Consider the following 18205-nt stretch of genomic DNA (forward strand, 5'->3'; position numbering starts at 1 on the left):
CATGGACCGCCGCATTTTCGGGCTGGAGAACGAGTACGGCGTCACGTGCACGTTCAGGGGACAGCGCCGACTGTCACCTGACGAAGTGGCGCGCTACCTCTTCCGCCGTGTCGTGTCATGGGGCCGTAGCAGCAATGTCTTCCTGCGCAACGGCGCCCGCCTCTACCTCGACGTGGGTTCGCATCCGGAATACGCCACCCCGGAATGCGACAACGTGACCGAACTGGTCACGCACGACAAGGCCGGTGAGCGGATTCTGGAGGGCCTGCTCGTCGACGCGGAACGCCGCCTGCACGAGGAGGGAATCGCGGGCGACGTCTATCTGTTCAAGAACAACACGGATTCGGCGGGAAACTCCTACGGCTGCCACGAGAACTATCTGGTGGCACGCCACGGTGAGTTCTCCCGCCTCGCGGACATCCTCATTCCGTTCCTCGTCACGCGCCAGTTGCTGTGCGGGGCGGGCAAGGTGCTCCAGACGCCGCGCGGCGCCGTCTTCTGCGTGAGTCAGCGTGCCGAGCACATCTGGGAAGGGGTCAGCTCCGCGACGACCCGTTCCCGGCCCATCATCAACACCCGGGACGAGCCGCACGCGGACGCGGAGCGCTACCGCAGGCTGCACGTCATCGTCGGTGACTCCAACATGTCGGAGACGACCACGCTGCTCAAGGTCGGCGCCACCGACCTGGTGCTGCGCATGATCGAGGCCGGCACCGTGATGCGCGATCTGACCCTGGAGAACCCGATCAGGGCGATCCGCGAGGTGAGCCACGACATCACGGGCCAGCGCAAGGTGCGCCTCGCCAGCGGACGCGAGGCGTCCGCCCTGGAGGTCCAGCGCGAGTACTACGAGAAGGCCGTCGACTTCGTCGAGCGCCGTGACATCCGTACGGGCACGGTGGCGCAGGTCCTGGAACTCTGGGGCCGCACGCTCGACGCGATCGAGACCGAGGACCTGGACAAGATCGCCACCGAGATCGACTGGGTCATGAAGTACAAGCTCATCGAGCGGTACCGGGCCAAGCACGACATGACCATGTCCCACCCCCGGGTCGCGCAGATAGACCTCGCCTACCACGACATCCACCGGCGTCGTGGGCTCTACTACCTGCTGGAGAAGAAGGGCCAGGCCGCGCGCGTCGCGAACGACCTGAAGATCTTCGAAGGCAAGTCCGTGCCGCCGCAGACCACCCGGGCGCGGCTGCGCGGCGACTTCATCCGCCGGGCCCAGGAGCAGCGACGGGACTTCACCGTCGACTGGGTGCATCTGAAGCTGAACGACCAGGCGCAGCGCACGGTGCTGTGCAAGGACCCGTTCCGCTCGGTGGACGACCGGGTGGAGAAGCTCATCGCCGGGATGTGACGGCGGGCGCGACCGCGCCACCTCGCCTGTGGGCCCCGTACGAGTGCGTACGGGGCCCACTCGTCTGCGACCGAGGGTGACGCGTGGGGCGAGGGCCGTAGAGTGGCGGCCACTGACTTAACGCCTACCCCACGAGGACCCACTGTGCGACGCAGTCTTGCAGCCTTGCTCATCGTGCCGGCCTTGGTGCTGACCGCTGCCTGCGGCGGTGACAACAACAAGAAGTCCGACGCGGCGTCATCCGCTGCACCGAGTCCGAGCCCGAGCGCGTCAGCCCCCAAGGCTCCGACGCCGGTCGCGTCCGCGGATCCCATGCCGACCGTTACGGGCGCGGTGGGCAAGAAGGCCACCATCACCGTTCCCAAGGGGAAGCCGAGCGACAAGTTCGTCGTGCACCCCCTGTCGCAGGGCAGTGGCCCCGCGATCAAGAAGGACCAGCTGGTCGTCGCCGGCTTCACGGCGAAGGTCTGGGGCGGCAAGGATCTCGGCAGCTCGTACGACAAGGGCGCGTCGCCCCAGGTCATCCCGGCCGGTTCGCCGCAGATCATCCCCGCGTTCTCGCAGGCGGTCGTGGGCCAGAAGGTCGGCAGCCGCGTCCTCGTCGTCGCCCCGCCGTCCGCGGGCTTCGGCAGTCAGGGCAACAGCCAGCTCGGGGTGAAGGCCGGGGACACACTGATCTTCGTCCTGGACATCCAGAAGACGCTGCCGAAGCAGGTCACGGGCACCCAGTCGGCCATCCCGAAGGACCTCCCGCAGGTCAAGGCGGACGCGGCGGCCCCGGCCACCATCGACGTGCCGAAGACCGACCCGCCGAAGGACCTCGTCAAGAAGGTCCTGATCCCGGGCAAGGGCGCCACCATCAAGAGCGGCCAGACCGTCGTGATGCAGTACACCGGCGTGGCGTGGAAGCCCAATGAGGGCAAGTCGCCGGCGAAGGCCTTCGACAGCTCCTGGAACACCGGCGTCCCGCTCACCACGGCCATCGGCACCGGCGCCGTCATCAAGGGCTGGGACCAGGGCATCGTGGGCCAGAAGGTCGGCAGCCGCGTCATGCTCGTCATCCCGCCGAGCCTCGGCTACGGGAGCCAGTCGCCGAGCGCGGACCTGCCCGCCAACTCGACGCTGGTCTTCGTCGTCGACATCCTGGGCGCAATGTAAGACTTGGCCGGTTCAGCAGAGCAACACGTACAACGTGCGAGGAGCAGTTTCGTGAAGAACGAGAAGCCCGAGGTCGACTTCCCGGGTGGCGAGCCGCCCGCCGACCTGGAGATCAAGGACCTCTGGGAGGGCGACGGTGCCGAGGCGAAGGCGGGGGACACCGTCTCCGTCCACTACGTGGGCGTGGCGTTCTCCACCGGCGAGGAGTTCGACTCCTCCTGGAACCGCGGCACCCCGCTGAAGTTCCAGCTCGGCGTCGGCCAGGTCATCTCCGGCTGGGACAAGGGCGTGCAGGGCATGAAGGTCGGCGGACGCCGCCAGCTGGTCATCCCGGCGCACCTGGCCTACGGCGACCAGGGCGCGGGCGGCCGCATCGGCCCCGGCGAGACGCTGATCTTCGTCTGCGATCTGGTCGCGGTCTGATCATTTCCGAAGCCGGGAGGGCCCATGCCGGTCGGCATGGGCCCTCAGCTTTTCCCGGTCCGCCCGGTGGCGGTACCGTCGAGGCGCACAGGCACCACACGAAAGGGCGTCGATGGCCATTGCCAAGGCAGAGCGGCTGATGAACCTGGCGCTGTGTCTGCTCGGGACCCGACGCCCTCTCAGCAAGCGCGAGCTGCGCGGCTCGATCGAGGCGTACCTGGAAGCCGGTTCCGACGACAGCTTCAACCGCATGTTCGAACGGGACAAGGACGACCTGCGCGAACTCGGCCTGGTCATCGAGACGGTGGAGGGCCTCGAAGGCGACACCGGCTACCTGGCGCGCCGGGACAGCAACCGGCTCCCCGCGATCACCCTGGACGCCGAGGAGGCGGCCGCGCTCGGCGTCGCCGCCCGCGTCTGGCAGCAGGCCCGCCTCGCGGGCGCCGCGAACGGCGCCCTGCAAAAGCTCCGTGCCGCGGGCATGCCCGAGGCGGAGGACAGCTACGAGGCACACCACAGTGCGCTCGAACCGCGCATCCCCGTGCACGAGGCGGCCTTCGAGCCGCTGATGCTCGCCTGCCGGGACCGCCGTCCCGTCGTCTTCGACTACCGCAAGGCCAGCGCGGCCCGCCCGGAGCAGCGCCAGGTCGAGCCGTGGACGCTGGAGTGCTGGCGCGGCCACTGGTATCTGGCCGGGCACGACCGGGACCGGGGCGCCGAGCGCGTGTTCCGGCTCTCCCGCATCAGCGGCCGGGTGCGTTCCCGGTCCGGGTCGTTCACCGCGCCCGTGCCCGATGTCTCCACGGTCCGCGAGACCGTCGAGACCTGGGCCGGCGAGACCGCGACCCGGTCCGCGCTGATCCGGCTGCGGACCGGCTCCGGCTACCCGCTGCGCGCTAAGGCGCTCTCGTCGCGCGAGCTCGGCGACGGCTGGGACGAGCTGGAGATCCCGTACGGGCACGGCCTCGACGCGTGGCTCGTCGAGTTCGGGCCCGACGTGGTCGTACGGGAACCCGCCGATCTGAGGGCGGACGTCGTGGACCGGCTGCGCGCCGTGGCCAAGGGCTGAGGAGACGCGTCACATGGCAGGTACCAACGGCAACGCCATCGACCGCACCAGACGGATGCTGTCACTCGTCACCTACCTGCGCGAGCGTCCCGGCGCCCATGTGTCGGACGTCGCGAGGGCCTTCGGGATCACCGAGGACGAACTGATCGCGGACCTCGACGTGCTGCCGATGTGCGGCACCAGCTTCCGCGGCGGGGACCTCCTCGACATCGACACCGACGGCGACCGCATCTGGTGGCACAATCCCGACGACGTCGCCGAGCCGCTGCGCCTCGCGGCGGACGAGGCCACCGCGCTGCTTGTCGCGGCGCGCGCCGTGGCCACCCTGCCGGGGCTGCGGGAGGGCGACCGGAAGGCGCTGGTGCGCGCCACGGCCAAGCTGGAGGCCGCCGCGGGCGAGGTGGCCGGCGCCAGCTCCCGCCTCTCCGTGACCTTCGAGTCCGAGGGCGGTGTCTTCGCCGACGTCGACCGGGCCATCTCGGAGCGCCGCCGGCTGTGGCTGCGCTACTACTCACCCGCGCGGGACGAACTGACCGAGCGGGAGGTCGACCCGATCCGGCTGTTCGCCGTGGGCCACACCTACCTGGAGGGGTGGTGCCACCTCTCCGAGGCGCGCCGCACCTTCCGCCTCGACCGGGTCGCCGAGATCAAGCTCCTCGACGAGCCGGCCGCACCGCCCGAGATCGAACTCCGCGACCTGTCCGAAGGGCTCGTCCAGCCGTCCGCGGACGACCCCGAAGTAATGGTCGAGGTCGGCCCCGGCGGCCGCTGGGTCGCCGAGTACTACCCGCACGACAGCGCCGAGGAACTGCCCGACGGCGGACTGCGCATCACCCTGCGGACCCCGGCGCCGGCCTCGCTGCGCCGTCTCGCGCTGCGGCTCGGCGGCGAGGGCCGCATCGTCTCGCCGCCCGAGCTCGCGGACAGCGCCCGGCAGGCCGCGCGTGACGCGCTCGCGGCGTACGACGACCCTGACGCCTTCGCGATGCCCGCCGCCCCCCACGCGCAGGGCTCCGACGGCCGTACCGCCGCCGGCAGCGACGGCTCCGGCGCCCGCCCCGGCTTCGACGGCCGAGAGTAGAAGGAGACCGGGAACCATGCCCCCCACGCCCGACTCGTCCGACATGACCGGTCCGTCCGACGACGCGTCGGTGTACGGGCTCACCGCCGTGGCCCCCGTACGCTTCAAGGCCGCCTGCCCCGAGTGCCGCGCGCACTTCGAACTGCCCGCCGACGCGTTCCTGCTGGCGATCGGCGCGAGCCGGCGCACGACGACGTACTCCTTCGCCTGTCCCGCGTGCGAGACCTCCGTGCGCAAGCCGGCGGGGGAGCGGATCGTGGAACTGCTCGTCCAGGGCGGCGTCAGGACGCTGCGGCTGCACTCGGTCGGCGGCGGCGCGTCGGCCGCCGCATCCGCGCCGGGCTCCGCCGGCGCGGGCGGCTGACGCGAGGCACTAGGCTCTGCCCATGCTCTGGCCCATGCTCGCGATCGCCCTGGGGTTCTGCGGGATCGCCGTACTCGGCGTGCTCGCCGTGCGCGTCTTCCTCGAAACCCAGCGCCTCGGCCGCCAGGTGGCCCACACCACGGACCGCATCAGCCGGGCCGCCGAGGACCTCGAACGGGCTGCGGGGCGGCTGGCCTCCTCGGGCGAGGCCCTCCGCTAGCGGGCGGGCGCCGCCCACCACCGGCCCGGGGCCGTCAAGGGGGCCGCGGGGGAGAAGGGGCACATCCCCTCCGCCCCCTCCTGGAATGCACGTTCGGCGGGTACTCTGACGGACGTGGCCCAGCGAGCGAGGCATTGGGCCGCACGTGGAAGTACGCACAGGGATTGCCCGGGGTTCATCCACGGGCGTTACGATCCTTGCGTAGGACACCGGTCGGGCACCCGTCCGCCCTGTGTGACGCAGGCCCCCCATGCCGCCTCGGTGAGAAGGTAGACAGTTATGTTCGGAAGGCTCGGCGCCCCCGAGATCATTCTCATCCTCGTCGTGATCGTCCTGCTGTTCGGTGCGAAGAAGCTCCCGGACATGGCGCGTTCGCTCGGCAAGTCCGCGCGCATCCTCAAGAGCGAGGCCAAGGCGATGAAGTCGGACACGGGCACGACCGCGCCCGCCGACCCGCCGAACGACGTCCAGGACGTGCAGCGCACCATCAAGGCCGCGCCCGGTGACGTGACCACCGCCCGCCCGGTGACCGAGCCGACGGACTCCACCCAGCGCTGAGTCAAGCAGCACCAGGGCCCGGAGCGGCCGCGCCTGCCGGCGTGTGACCGCCGCACGAGATGAGGAACTGGGTTGGCCAGCTCTGCCTCCAAGCAGTTGAAGGATCCCGAGGGGCGGATGCCGCTCGTCGAGCATCTGCGAGAGCTGCGCAACAGGTTGGCGAAGGGCATCCTGGCGATCATCGTCGTCGCGTGCGTCGCCGGGTTCTTCTACAACGACATCATCAACTTCTTCACCCACCCGGTCCTCCAGTCGGTGGGCTGCAAGGGTGACTTCACGTCGCTGGCCCGCCAGAAGGGCGACCAGTGCGCGAACATCACGATGAACGGCCTGCTCGGCCCGTTCTCGCTCGCCCTGAAGGTCACCCTGATGGCCGGCGTCGTGTGTTCCTCGCCGATCTGGCTGTACCAGCTGTGGGCCTTCATCGCGCCCGGTCTGCACCGGCACGAGAAGAAGTACGCCGTCATCTTCGTCGCCAGCGGCGTGCCGCTGTTCTTCTTCGGCGCCTTCTTCGCCTACGAGGTGCTGCCGACCACGGCGAAGGTGCTCCTCGACTTCACGCCGGACGGCATCGCCAACCTGCTGCCCCTCGACGACCTGCTCGACCTCGTGACGCGTATGGTCCTCGTCTTCGGCCTCTCCTTCGAGATGCCGCTGCTGCTGGTGATGCTGAACTTCGTCGGCATCCTCACCGGCAAGCGCATGCTCGGCTGGTGGCGTCTGATGATCATGGGCATCACGGTGTTCGCCGCCGTCGCGACGCCCAGCACCGACCCGCTGTCGATGCTCGCGCTGGCCGCGCCGATCTGGATCCTGTACTTCGCCGCCTGCTTCGTCGCCTACATGAACGACCGGCGCAAGCGGCTGCGCGAAGAGGGCGGCCCGGCCGACGACGAGGCGTCCGATCTGGACCTCGCCCCGGAACACGTGGACGACGTGGAACCGGTGAGCGCGACGCCCGCGCTGCCCGAGCAGTCGAGCCCGCAGCGGGTCAACGGCTACGACGACGTGACCTGACGCGGCCCGGCCGCTCCCGGCCGGTGCGCTGCCCGGCCGTCGCCGGACGGCGCGGGAAGCGCCCGCGGGGCGCCGCGCACCTTTTCCGACGGCCGGGGCTCATCGAGCCCCGGCCGTCGCGCGTGCCCGGATGCCCGCGCGGCCCGGGTGCCGTGCGCGCGTGCCCCAGAGTGGTCCTTTCCTGTCCTTTCGCCCGGTCCCGTGCGTGCGGGCCCCGCGGCCGGCGGGGCGTACCTGCCCGGCAGGAGACGAACCGGCGAGGACGCTGCTCCCGGGGGCTCCTCGCGCGCCCCGAACGCCGCTATGGTCCGCTGGTGACCAGTGAGATCACGGCCGGGTCCAGCAGCGAGGTCACCCTGGTCGTCAACCCCACCGCCGGGCGCGGACGTGGCGCGCGGGCCGCCGCACCGGCCGCCGCCGCACTGCGCGAAGCGGGTTTCCTCGTCCGCGGGGTCGTCGGCTCCGACGCACCCGACGCGCTGCGCCGGACCAGGGAAGCCGTGGCCGGCGGCACCGGGGCGGTGGTGGCCGTCGGCGGCGACGGGATGGTCTCGCTCGCGCTCCAGGCCGTCGCGGGGACCGCGACCCCGCTGGGTGTCGTAGCCGCGGGCAGCGGAAACGACTACGCCCGGGCCCTCGGCCTGCCGCTCGGCGCCCCGGCCGCCGGGGCCCGGCTGGTGGCGGACGTCCTCAAGGGCCCGGGCCCCCGTCCCGTCGACCTCGGGCGGGTCGGCGGGAGGTGGTTCGCCACCGTCCTCGCGTCCGGTTTCGACTCGAAGGTCAACGATCGCGGCAACCGCATGCGGCGGACCATCGGTAGGTTCCGGTACGAGATCGCGATGCTCGCGGAGCTGGCCGCGCTCGCGCCCGTGCCCTACCGGCTGACGCTGGACGACGGCGTCGAGCGGGAGATCGAGGCGACGCTCGTGGCCGTCGGCAACACCTCGTCGTACGGCGGCGGTCTGCGGATCTGTCCCGGTGCCGGCTGCGAGGACGGGCTGTTCGATGTGACTGTCGTCGGCGCCTGCTCCCGCGCCACGCTGCTGCGTGTGTTCCCGCGTGTGTACCGGGGCACCCATGTCGGCCACCGGGTCGTCACCGTGCACCGGGCCTCCCGGGTCACCCTGGCGGCCGGCGCCACCGCCTACGCGGACGGCGAACCGCTCGGCGCGCTGCCGCTGACCGCACGGTGCGTGCCGGGCGCCCTGCGCCTGCTGGCGCCGGCGCCCTGAGCCGGCCCCGGCGTCGCGGGCAGTGCGGGGCCCCGGCTCGCCGGGGCGGGGCAGGGGCGGGCGGGCCCGGGGTCCGCCAAAAGATCGCGGTGAGTGTCGGAGGTGGCGGGTAGGCTCGTGAGCGAGATGACAGAGGACCTTTCTCCCGCAGAGCGCTATGCGGCCGCACGCATCCGCAACGCAGTGCGGGCCACCGCGCTCGGCCCCTTCCGTGAGATGTACGAGTTCGGCCTCGACCGCTTCCAGATCGAGGCGTGCGAGGCCCTGGAGGCCGGAAAGGGGGTGCTGGTCGCGGCGCCCACCGGCTCCGGAAAGACCATCGTCGGTGAGTTCGCGGTGCACCTGGCTCTTCGCGAGGGCCGCAAATGCTTCTACACCACACCCATCAAGGCACTGTCGAACCAGAAGTACGCGGATCTCGCGAAGCGGTACGGCGCCGACAAGGTGGGCCTGCTGACCGGTGACAACAGCGTCAACGCGGATGCCCCGGTCGTGGTCATGACCACCGAGGTCCTGCGCAACATGCTGTACGCGGGCTCCCAGGCGCTCGTCGGCCTCGGCTACGTGGTCATGGACGAGGTGCACTACCTCTCCGACCGGTTCCGGGGCGCCGTCTGGGAAGAGGTGATCATCCACCTTCCCGAGTCGGTGACGCTGGTCTCACTGTCGGCGACGGTCTCGAACGCCGAGGAGTTCGGCGACTGGCTGGACACCGTGCGCGGCGACACCGCCGTCATCGTCTCCGAGCACCGGCCCGTCCCGCTGTGGCAGCACGTCCTCGCCGGGCGGCGGATGTACGACCTCTTCGAGGAGGAGAGCGACCACGGCGGCCGGGGCGCCGGCAAGCGCGAGGTCAATCCCGACCTGGTCCGCATGGCCCGGATGGAGAACCAGCGCACGTACAACCCGCGCGAACGGCGGCGCGGCAAGATGGTGCGGGAGGCCGACCGCGAGCGCGAGCGAAGACAGCGCAGCCGGATCTGGACGCCGTCCCGCCCCGAGGTCATCGAGCGCCTCGGCGCCGAGGGGCTGCTGCCCGCGATCACGTTCATCTTCAGCAGGGCCGGCTGCGAGGCCGCCGTGCAGCAGTGCATGTACGCGGGGCTCCGGCTCAACGACGACGCGGCGCGGGCGACGGTCCGCCAGATCGTCGAGGAGCGCACGTCGTCGATCCCGACGGAGGACCTGCACGTCCTCGGGTACTACGAGTGGCTGGAAGGCCTGGAGCGCGGCGTCGCGGCCCACCACGCGGGCATGCTGCCGACGTTCAAGGAGGTCGTGGAGGAGCTGTTCGTCCGCGGCCTGGTCAAGGCGGTCTTCGCCACGGAGACCCTGGCGCTCGGCATCAACATGCCCGCGCGCACGGTGATCCTGGAGAAGCTCGTCAAGTGGAACGGCGAGCAGCACGCGGACATCACGCCGGGCGAGTACACGCAGCTCACCGGGCGTGCCGGACGGCGTGGCATCGATGTCGAGGGCCACGCGGTGGTGCTGTGGCAGCGCGGCATGGACCCGGGCGCCCTCGCCGGACTCGCCGGCACCCGTACGTACCCCTTGCGATCGAGCTTCCGTCCCTCCTACAACATGGCCGTGAACCTGGTGCAGCAGTTCGGCCGGCACCGCTCGCGCGAACTGCTGGAGACGTCGTTCGCTCAGTTCCAGGCCGACCGGTCGGTCGTCGGGATCTCACGGCAGGTCCAGCGCAACGAGGAGGGCCTCGACGGCTACCGCGAGGGCATGACCTGCCACCTCGGCGATTTCGAGGAGTACGCACGCCTGCGCCGCGAACTCAAGGACCGGGAGAACGAGCTGGCCAAGCAGGGCGCCACCCAGCGCCGGGCGGCCGCCGCGGCGTCGCTGGAGAAGCTCAAGCCGGGCGACGTGATCCACGTGCCGACGGGGAAGTTCGCGGGCCTCGCCCTGGTGCTGGACCCGGGGGTGCCCGCGGGCCGTTCGAACGGTCACCGCGGACACGCGGGCGTGGAGTACCACGAGGGGCCCCGGCCCCTGGTGCTCACCGCGGAGCGGCAGGTCAAGCGGCTCGGGGCGATCGACTTCCCGGTGCCCGTGGAGGCGCTGGAGCGGATGCGGATCCCCAAGACGTTCAACGCGCGCTCGCCGCAGTCCCGGCGTGACCTGGCGTCGGCGCTGCGCAGCAAGGCGGGGCACATCGCGCCCGAGCGGCACCACAAGCAGCGGGCCGCGGCGGCGGACGACCGGGAGATCGCCCGGCTCCGCACCGAGCTGCGGGCACACCCGTGCCACGGGTGCAGCGAGCGCGAGGACCATGCCCGCTGGGCCGAGCGCTACCACCGGCTCACCCGCGACACCCACCAGCTGGAGCGTCGCATCGAGGGGCGTACGAACACGATCGCGCGGACCTTCGACCGGATCGTCGCGCTCCTGACCGAGCTGGACTACCTGCGCGCCGACGAGGTGACCGAGCACGGCAAGCGCCTCGCCCGGCTCTACGGCGAGCTCGACCTGCTCGCCAGCGAGTGCCTGCGTGACGGAGTGTGGGAGGGCCTCGGCCCCGCGGAGCTGGCGGCGTGCGTGTCGGCGCTCGTCTTCGAGTCCCGGCAGAGCGAGGACGCCGTGGTGCCCAAGACACCGTCGGGGCCGGCGAAGGCCGCGCTCAACGACATGGTGCGGATCTGGGGCGGCCTCGACGCGCTGGAGGAGGACCTCGGGATCAACCAGGCGGAGGGTGTGGGCCAGCGGGAGCCGGACCTCGGCTTCGCCTGGGCGGCCTACATGTGGGCGTCGGGCCGGGGCCTTGACGAGGTGCTGCGCGAGGCGGAGATGCCCGCGGGCGACTTCGTCCGGTGGTGCAAGCAGGTCATCGACGTGCTCGGGCAGATCGCGTCGGCGCCGTCGTCCGAGGGCGGCACGGTCACGCGCAACGCGCGCCGGGCGATCGAGGGCATGCGGCGCGGAGTGGTGGCCTACAGCTCGGTGGGGTGAGGGGCAGGGCCCCGGCCGCCCCGGTCGTCCCTGGGCGGCCGGGGCCGAGGCGGGGCGGGTCCGGTGCTGCCCGACTGGTTCGGGCGGGGCCCGGCGCGTCCGGAGTCGGGTCCCGGCGCCCGGCGCCGGACGTGAGGGCGACCGGACGGACGGCGCTGCGACACCGGAACGGGCGGCGGACTGGCGCCGCACGGGCGCGGCGGAGCGCCGCCGCGTCCTCATGGCGCTCGGCCCTGCGGGCGGGCCGTCAGGGAGCACCGCCTCGCGGCGGGACGTCGAGCACGGCTGCGGCCCCGCGCCCCGTTTCGCCGGGCGCTCGCCGGATGCCTCACACCGGCTGCACCGCTGGGCCGCAGCAGGCGCCCGCCGGGCTCCAGCACGTCTCCGGGGCCTTCCCGGCGTCCTTGTCGAGGGCGCCGGCATCGGCCTTGACGACGTAGATCTCCCAGGGTTCCTGGCCGGGTCCGTGAACCCAGACCTTGTCCTGGAGGGCGTAGCAGCAGGACGTGTCGTTCTCCTCGAAGGTGGCAAGTCCCGCGCCGCTGAGGCGGTCGGTCGCCCTGGTGACCTGTTCAGTGGATGCGACTTCGACGCCGAGATGGTCGAGGCGGGTGTCCTGTCCGGGCTCGCCCTCGATGAGGACGAGTTTGAGCGGGGGCTCGCTGATGGCGAAGTTGGCGTAGCCCTCGCGTCGTTTGGCCGGTTCGGTGCCGAAGAACTTCGTGTAGAAGGCGATCGACGCTTCGAGGTCGCTGACGCGCAGGGCGAGCTGGGCGCGGGACATGGGACGGCTCCCATCGGTGTGGATTGACATCCTTCGATACAACCTTGTGTCGTGCATCGACAGATGTCAATATAGGCAGATGTCGAAAGAAGAGCTCGTGGTGCTGGGGCAGGACGACGGGGCGGACGCGTGCTGTCCGGGGCTGCTGCTGACCACTCCCGTGGACGAGGGCCGGGCCGCTGAGCTGGCGAAAGTCTTCAAGGCGCTGGGAGACCCGGTGCGCCTGCGGCTGCTGTCGATGATCGCCTCGCGGGCAGGCGGAGAGGTCTGCGTATGCGATCTGACCCCGGCCTTCGACCTCTCCCAGCCCACGGTCTCCCATCACCTCAAGCTGCTGCGCCAGGCCGGCCTCATCGACAGCGAACGCCGGGGCACCTGGGTCTACTACCGGCTCATCCCCGAGATGACCGACCGGCTGGCGGGCATCCTCACCCGTCCCACGGGCGGGTCGCCGGGGGGCCGGTCCGCAGCAGCCGGGGCCGCTTCGTGAGCACGCCCCCGCCCGCGGGCAACGTCGCGGGGCGGCTGTCGTTCCTCGACCGCTATCTCGCCGCGCGGATCCTCGCCGCCATGGCCGTGGGCCTGGGACTCGGCCGTGTCGTGCCGGGACTGGGGGACGCCCTGGCCAGGATCACGGTGACGGGGGTGTCACTGCCGATCGCGCTCGGCCTGCTGGTGATGATGTACCCGGTGCTGGCCAAGGTCCGTTACGACCGGTTCGACCGCGTCACCCGCGACCGTCGCCTCCTGCTGCCGTCGCTGCTCCTGAACTGGATCGTCGGTCCGGCCCTCATGTTCGCCCTGGCGTGGCTGCTCCTGCCGGACCTGCCCGCGTACCGCACCGGATTGATCATCGTCGGCCTGGCCCGCTGCATCGCCATGGTCCTGATCTGGAACGACCTGGCGTGCGGCGACCGCGAGGCCGCCGCCGTCCTCGTCGCGCTGAACTCCGTCTTCCAGGTGATCGCGTTCTCGCTGCTCTCCTGGTTCTACCTCTCCGTCCTGCCGGGCCTGCTGGGTCTGCGACAGGCCGGTCTGGACGCCTCCGTGTGGACGATCGCCCGCAGTGTGCTGATCTTCCTCGGCATCCCCCTCGTGGCCGGCTTCCTCACGCGCCGCATCGGCGAGAAGACCAAGGGACGGACCTGGTACGAAGCCCGGCTCATCCCGCGCATCGGCCCCTTCGCCCTGTACGGGCTGCTGTTCACGGTCGTCGTCCTGTTCGCCCTCCAGGGCCACGCCATCACCTCACGGCCCCTCGACGTCGCCCGCATCGCCCTGCCGCTGCTCGTCTACTTCGCGCTCATGTGGAGCGGATCGATGGCCTTCGGCCGTGCGGTCGGCCTGGATCACCCGCGTGCCACCACGCTCGCGTTCACCGCCGCCGGCAACAACTTCGAACTCGCCATCGCGGTCGCTGTCGCCACCTTCGGAGCCGGCTCCGGGCAGGCCCTCGCGGGTGTCGTCGGCCCCCTCATCGAGGTCCCCGCCCTCATCGGCCTGGTCCACGTCGCTCTCCACGCACGCCGCTACTTCGCTCCCACACCCGCCGTCGCTCCCCAGGAAGACCCCGCCCATGCCTGACCGCCGCGCACCCTGCGTGCTGTTCGTCTGCGTCCACAACGCCGGACGCTCGCAGATGGCCGCAGCCTTCCTCACCCACCTCGCGGGCGACCGGGTCCAGGTCCGCTCCGCGGGCTCCACACCCGCCGGCGCCGTGCACCCGGACGTGGTGGCGGCCATGGAGGAGAAGGGCATCGACCTCTCCGCCGAGGTCCCGAAGGTGCTCACCGCACAGGCGGTCCGCTCCTCCGACGTGGTGATCACCATGGGCTGCGGCGACACCTGCCCCGTCTTCCCCGGCAAGCGCTACCTCGACTGGGACCTTCCGGACCCCGCCGGCCGGGACGTGCGAGCGGTCCGGCCGATCCGCGACGAGATCGAGCGACGCGTGCGTGGACTGCTGGCGGAGCTCGGCGTCGGGACGTGATCATGAGAGCCACTCGGCGCTGCCGCCTGTCGTGACCCTCCGGTAGTCCGGTCCACGTGTGCCGTCGCCGGCCGGGTGGGGCCGGGAGGGGAGGGGTCCGGGACCGCGACGGGTGGTCCGGGGTCGTCGGGGCCGGCCGGAGACGGTGCTCTGCCCGGGCGCCTTCGGTTGCTCCCCCAGCTCCCCGCGCCCCGTGGACGGCACGGCTCAGTGCGCGTCCGCCAGCGATCCCGCCAGTGAGGTCAGCGCCCCGGCGTCGAGGGTCCGGCCGAAACCGGGCAGGGGCACGTGCAGCGGGGCCGTCCAGCGGGCCGGGATCGCCCCGGCGCCGTGCACCGCTCCGGCCAGTCCGCCGGTGACCGCCGCGACCGTGTCCGTGTCCCCGCCCAGGTCGATCGCGGCGCCGACGGCGTCCTCGAAGGAGCCCGTCGTGCGCAGCGCCCAGACCGCGGAGGCCAGGCAGGGCCAGACCGCCCCGTTGAACTCCGTGGCGAGGGACGGGTCCCAGGTGGGCGAGAGGACCGCCGCCCAGCGCTCGCGGTGCGCCTCGTGCACCCCGGCGAGGGTCGCCTCCAGGGCGTCCAGCGGGTTCTCGCCCGTGAGCGCGACCCGTACCAGCTCGTGGAAGACCGCCGTGCCCTCCCAGGCCGCGCGGTCGCCGTGGGTCAGGGCCGCGATGCGCCGTGCCGCGTCCATGGTGGCGTCGCGTCCGGCGGCGGCGAAGTACACCGCCGAGGTGGCGGCCCGCATCAGCGAGCCGTTGCCCGCCGCCCTGCGGGTCTGCTGGAAGTGCACGGACGCGGCCGTGTCCCAGGGCCTGCCGCTGGTGAGGACGACTTCCGTCTGGATGCCCATGTCCTTCGGCTCGGCGGCGGCCCACCGCTTGAACCGTTCGAAGATGTCCGGCAGGTCCAGCCCGTCGTGTTCCAGGAGGGACTCCCCGACGAGCACCGCCATCTGGGAGTCGTCGGTCGCCTCGCCCTTCTCCCAGCCGCCGCCCGCCCGCATCTGTCCCGGGCCGCCGTGGAACCGCTCGCTGTACGCGCCGGGCGGTCCGAATTCGAAGGGCGCGCCCAGCGCGTCGCCGACGGCGGACCCGAGGACGGCGCCCGCCGCCCGGTCTCCGTGGCCCGGAGGCGGCTCCAGATCGCTCATCCGACCAGCCTAGACGGCATCGCCTGACGGCCCACGGCGCCCTTTGGGGCCGGCCGCTTCTGGCCGGTCCACGGCGCGCGGGGAGCGGGACGGATGCGGGCGTGCGGTGGAGCCGCGGGGCATCCCGCCGCCGGTGTCAGGCGCCGCGTGCCCTCAGGAACCGGTCGCGGCCCGCGGCCAGATCCACCACCGGGTCGGGATAGTCCAGGGCGGCGCGCTCCCGCTCCGGCAGCCGCCACGGCTGGTGGACCGCGCCGCCGTCCACGTCCGCGAGCTCCGGCACCCAGCGGCGTACGTACGTCCCCCTGGGGTCGAACCGCTTCGCCTGGGTGAGCGGGTTCAGCACCCGGTTGGGGCGGGTGTCCGTGCCGGTGCCCGCGGCCCACTGCCAGTTCAGCTGGTTGTTCGCCATGTCGCCGTCCACCAGCAGCCCGAGGAAGTGCCGGGCCCCGGTGCGCCAGTCCGCGTACAGCGTCTTCGTCAGGAAGCTCGCGACGAGCAGCCTGCCCCGGTTGTGCATCCAGCCCTCGTGGCGCAGTTGCCGCATCGCCGCGTCCACGACCGGATAGCCCGTGCGTCCCAGGCGCCACGCCTCGACCGCGGCCTCGGCGTCCTCGCCGGTGGACCACGTGTCGCCGCGGTCCCGGTAGTCGCTCCAGGAGGCGGCGGGCCGGGCGGCGAGGACCTGGTGGTGGAAGTCCCGCCAGGCCAGCTGCCGTACGAACGCCCCGGCGCCCGCACCCCCCTTGCGGGCCGCGCGGTGCACCAGTTCGGCCGGGGACAGGCAGCCGAAGTGCAGGTACGGGGAGAGCTTCGAGGTGGCGTCCCCCGCGAGGTCGTCGTGGAGTTCCTCGTAGGACTCGATGCCGTCGCGCAGCCAGGCGGTGAGCCGCTTGCGCGCCACGTCCTCGCCGCCCTCGGCGACACCGGGAGAGACACCGGGGACATCGGTGCGCCGAGGCAGCGGCTCGCTGTCCACGGGCGGTACGTCGAGGGACCTGGGTGCGCCGAGCGTCTCGCGTACGCCGGCCTCCTGCCAGCGCCGGAAGTACGGCGTGAAGACCGCGAAGTGGTCGCCGGAGGAGGGTGTGACGCGGCCCGGCGGGAGCGCCGTGACCACGGCGTCGTGCACGTGCAGCGCACACCGCTCGGCGGACAGGGCGTCGCGCAGCCGCTCCTCGCGGTCCAGCGCGTACCGGCTGACCCCGGCGGCGACGTGCACCTCGCCGGCGCCGCTCTCGTGGACGACGCGGCACACCTGCTCGACGAGTTCGCCCGTACGGATGACCAGCCGGCCGCCCCGCTCGCGCAGCCCGGCGTCCAGCGAGGTGAGGCAGTCGGCGAGGAAGGCCCGCCGGTTGGCCGCGTCGAACCCGGCGCGCCGGACGCCCTCGTCCCGGACGAACAGCGGGACCACCCGGTCGGCGGCCCGGAGCGCGGCCCGCAGCACGGGCTGGTCGTGGACGCGCAGGTCGGAGGTGAAGAGAACCACGGCAACGGTCATGGCCCGCATCCTGCCGGTGCCGGGCCGGAAGTCACCGCGGCACACGCGCGGCAGCAGCTCGGGCCGCGTTGCGACGGCGAGCTTGAGCGAGCGCGACATGTTCGCGATATATCTCGTATCTTGACGGCCTCCGGAGAATCGAGATATGTTCGGCCACGAGTATTTGAGAAGGAGTATGAGGGAACGCGAACCCGCTGCCGGGAGAGCGTGCCTCCGGCGCACTCCTTCGGCGGCGTTCGGGAAGGGGGACCGCGATGAGCGGCGGCAAGCGGCGCAGGCTGACGAATCCGCTGGCCCTGGCGGTGATGGGGTTGCTCGGCGAGCGGCCCATGCATCCCTACGAGATCGCCAGGACGCTGCGGCAGCGCGGCAAGGGAGAGAGCGTGAAGATCAACTACGGCTCGCTCTACACCGTGGTGCAGAACCTGGAGAAACATGGCCTCGTGGAGGCGACCGAGGTGCAGAGGGAGGGCAACAGGCCCGAGCGCACGCTCTACGGTCTGACCGGCGCGGGCCGCGAGGAGGTCGTCGAGTGGCTCTCCGACCTGGTGGCCGTTCCCGCCGAGGAGTTCCCGCTCTTCGAGACGGCACTGTCGCTGATCGGCTACCTCCCACCGGACGAGGCCGTCTCCCGGCTCCGCGACCGCATCACCGAACTCGACGTGGGGGCCGCCGCGACGCGCGGTGTGCTCGGCAAGCTCTACGAGACGCTGCCTCGGATCTTCCTGGTGGAGATCGAGTACAAGCTGCACATGGCCGAGGCGCAGGCCGCCTGGGTCCGCGGCTTCGTGCGCGAGATCGAGGAGGGGACGCTGAGCGGCCTCGACGGCTGGCGCACGCTGCGCGAGAGCGGCGAGGTGCCCGCCGAGTGGGCGGCGCTCTCCCGGCACGGTCCGGAAGGAGCCGCGAAGGCCGCGGCGAGCACCGATCACGGGCCCGGTCACAAGGGCCCCCGGGAGCCGGGACCCCGGCGCACCGGCTGACGCGGCGGCACACTGCCGGCCGGACAGAGCCGGACGCAGAAGGACGCCGAAGGACACAGCCGGAAGCAGCCCGTGCGGGCACGAGGAGAGGCACGGGAGGCGCAGGAGGCGCAGCAGGAAGAACAAGCAGCAGGAAGAACACACGAGCCCCGTTGAGGGGCATCGGGAAGAGGACCCGGCGGGCGCTGTTGCAGCAGCTCCCGCCGGGACTCCAACCCCGAACCGGATCCGCCGTGAGGCGCACCGGGCGATCGAGGTGCGGCACACCCAGGGTAGCCCGGCGCTCTTCGCGCGGTCCGGCCCGATCCCGTCCACCACCACGGACGGGGTCCGACCGAGA

Annotated in this window: 18 protein-coding genes; 15 read left to right on the forward strand and 3 right to left on the reverse strand. The window is 71.9% G+C overall.

What is annotated here, in order from left to right:
* Position 1: 1 nt before the first annotated feature.
* The 11 genes from pafA to OG310_RS28260 all read left to right on the forward strand — a co-directional run bounded on the left by pafA (position 2) and on the right by OG310_RS28260 (position 11449).
* Complete coding sequence (pafA, locus tag OG310_RS28210; RefSeq protein WP_329458665.1) at positions 2-1363, forward strand: Pup--protein ligase; 1362 nt, start codon at positions 2-4, stop codon at positions 1361-1363.
* Positions 1364-1507: 144 nt separating this feature from the next.
* On the forward strand, positions 1508-2521 hold the full coding sequence (locus OG310_RS28215) for an FKBP-type peptidyl-prolyl cis-trans isomerase (protein WP_329458666.1): 1014 nt from the start codon (positions 1508-1510) through the stop codon (positions 2519-2521).
* 51 nt (positions 2522-2572) lie between these two features.
* A complete protein-coding gene (locus OG310_RS28220; RefSeq protein ID WP_329458667.1) occupies positions 2573-2944 on the forward strand; it encodes an FKBP-type peptidyl-prolyl cis-trans isomerase in 372 nt (123 codons plus the stop codon).
* Positions 2945-3056: 112 nt separating this feature from the next.
* Entirely contained in the window at positions 3057-4013 is a 957-nt protein-coding gene (locus OG310_RS28225; protein WP_329458668.1) for a helix-turn-helix transcriptional regulator, read from the forward strand.
* A gap of 13 nt (positions 4014-4026) precedes the next feature.
* Positions 4027-5094 carry a helix-turn-helix transcriptional regulator gene (locus tag OG310_RS28230; protein WP_329458669.1) on the forward strand — a complete coding sequence of 356 codons (1068 nt, stop codon included), beginning with the start codon at positions 4027-4029 and terminating at the stop codon, positions 5092-5094.
* A gap of 43 nt (positions 5095-5137) precedes the next feature.
* Positions 5138-5458 carry a hypothetical protein gene (locus OG310_RS28235; protein ID WP_329460430.1) on the forward strand — a complete coding sequence of 107 codons (321 nt, stop codon included), beginning with the start codon at positions 5138-5140 and terminating at the stop codon, positions 5456-5458.
* Positions 5459-5480: 22 nt separating this feature from the next.
* Complete coding sequence (locus OG310_RS28240) at positions 5481-5678, forward strand: hypothetical protein (protein ID WP_329458670.1); 198 nt, start codon at positions 5481-5483, stop codon at positions 5676-5678.
* Between the two features lie 279 nt (positions 5679-5957).
* Positions 5958-6236: a Sec-independent protein translocase subunit TatA gene (tatA, locus tag OG310_RS28245; RefSeq protein WP_329458671.1), complete on the forward strand. Its 279-nt coding sequence runs from the start codon at positions 5958-5960 to the stop codon at positions 6234-6236.
* A 72-nt stretch (positions 6237-6308) separates the two neighbouring features.
* Entirely contained in the window at positions 6309-7253 is a 945-nt protein-coding gene (gene tatC, locus OG310_RS28250; protein WP_329458672.1) for a twin-arginine translocase subunit TatC, read from the forward strand.
* A gap of 314 nt (positions 7254-7567) precedes the next feature.
* Positions 7568-8485, forward strand: coding sequence for a diacylglycerol kinase (locus OG310_RS28255; protein WP_329458673.1), 918 nt, complete (start codon positions 7568-7570; stop codon positions 8483-8485).
* Positions 8486-8611: 126 nt separating this feature from the next.
* Positions 8612-11449, forward strand: a complete 2838-nt coding sequence (locus OG310_RS28260; protein ID WP_329460431.1) for a DEAD/DEAH box helicase — start codon at positions 8612-8614, stop codon at positions 11447-11449.
* A 328-nt stretch (positions 11450-11777) separates the two neighbouring features.
* Here OG310_RS28260 and OG310_RS28265 read toward each other — a convergent pair whose 3' ends face one another.
* A complete protein-coding gene (locus OG310_RS28265) occupies positions 11778-12233 on the reverse strand; it encodes an ArsI/CadI family heavy metal resistance metalloenzyme (protein ID WP_329458674.1) in 456 nt (151 codons plus the stop codon).
* Between the two features lie 79 nt (positions 12234-12312).
* Here OG310_RS28265 and OG310_RS28270 point away from each other — a divergent pair, with 79 nt between their 5' ends.
* Genes OG310_RS28270 through OG310_RS28280 form a run of 3 tightly spaced genes read left to right on the forward strand, consistent with a single transcriptional unit; the run spans position 12313 to position 14223 of the window.
* On the forward strand, positions 12313-12723 hold the full coding sequence (locus tag OG310_RS28270; protein WP_329458675.1) for an ArsR/SmtB family transcription factor: 411 nt from the start codon (positions 12313-12315) through the stop codon (positions 12721-12723).
* Positions 12720-13817, forward strand: a complete 1098-nt coding sequence (gene arsB, locus OG310_RS28275) for an ACR3 family arsenite efflux transporter (RefSeq protein ID WP_329458676.1) — start codon at positions 12720-12722, stop codon at positions 13815-13817. The genes OG310_RS28270 and arsB overlap by 4 nt, the downstream gene beginning before the upstream one ends.
* Positions 13810-14223, forward strand: a complete 414-nt coding sequence (locus OG310_RS28280) for an arsenate reductase ArsC (protein ID WP_329458677.1) — start codon at positions 13810-13812, stop codon at positions 14221-14223. The genes arsB and OG310_RS28280 overlap by 8 nt, the downstream gene beginning before the upstream one ends.
* 207 nt (positions 14224-14430) lie before the next feature.
* Here OG310_RS28280 and OG310_RS28285 read toward each other — a convergent pair whose 3' ends face one another.
* Together OG310_RS28285 and OG310_RS28290 are read right to left on the reverse strand one after the other, a co-directional pair.
* Positions 14431-15378, reverse strand: coding sequence for an ADP-ribosylglycohydrolase family protein (locus OG310_RS28285; protein ID WP_329458678.1), 948 nt, complete (start codon positions 15376-15378; stop codon positions 14431-14433).
* Between the two features lie 136 nt (positions 15379-15514).
* Positions 15515-16882: a cryptochrome/photolyase family protein gene (locus tag OG310_RS28290; protein WP_329460432.1), complete on the reverse strand. Its 1368-nt coding sequence runs from the start codon at positions 16880-16882 to the stop codon at positions 15515-15517.
* A gap of 254 nt (positions 16883-17136) precedes the next feature.
* Between OG310_RS28290 and OG310_RS28295 the strand changes: the two genes are divergently transcribed.
* A complete protein-coding gene (locus OG310_RS28295; protein WP_329458679.1) occupies positions 17137-17865 on the forward strand; it encodes a PadR family transcriptional regulator in 729 nt (242 codons plus the stop codon).
* Positions 17866-18205 lie beyond the last annotated feature (340 nt).

This window comes from Streptomyces sp. NBC_01497, from assembly GCF_036250695.1.
GTDB lineage: Bacteria > Actinomycetota > Actinomycetes > Streptomycetales > Streptomycetaceae > Streptomyces.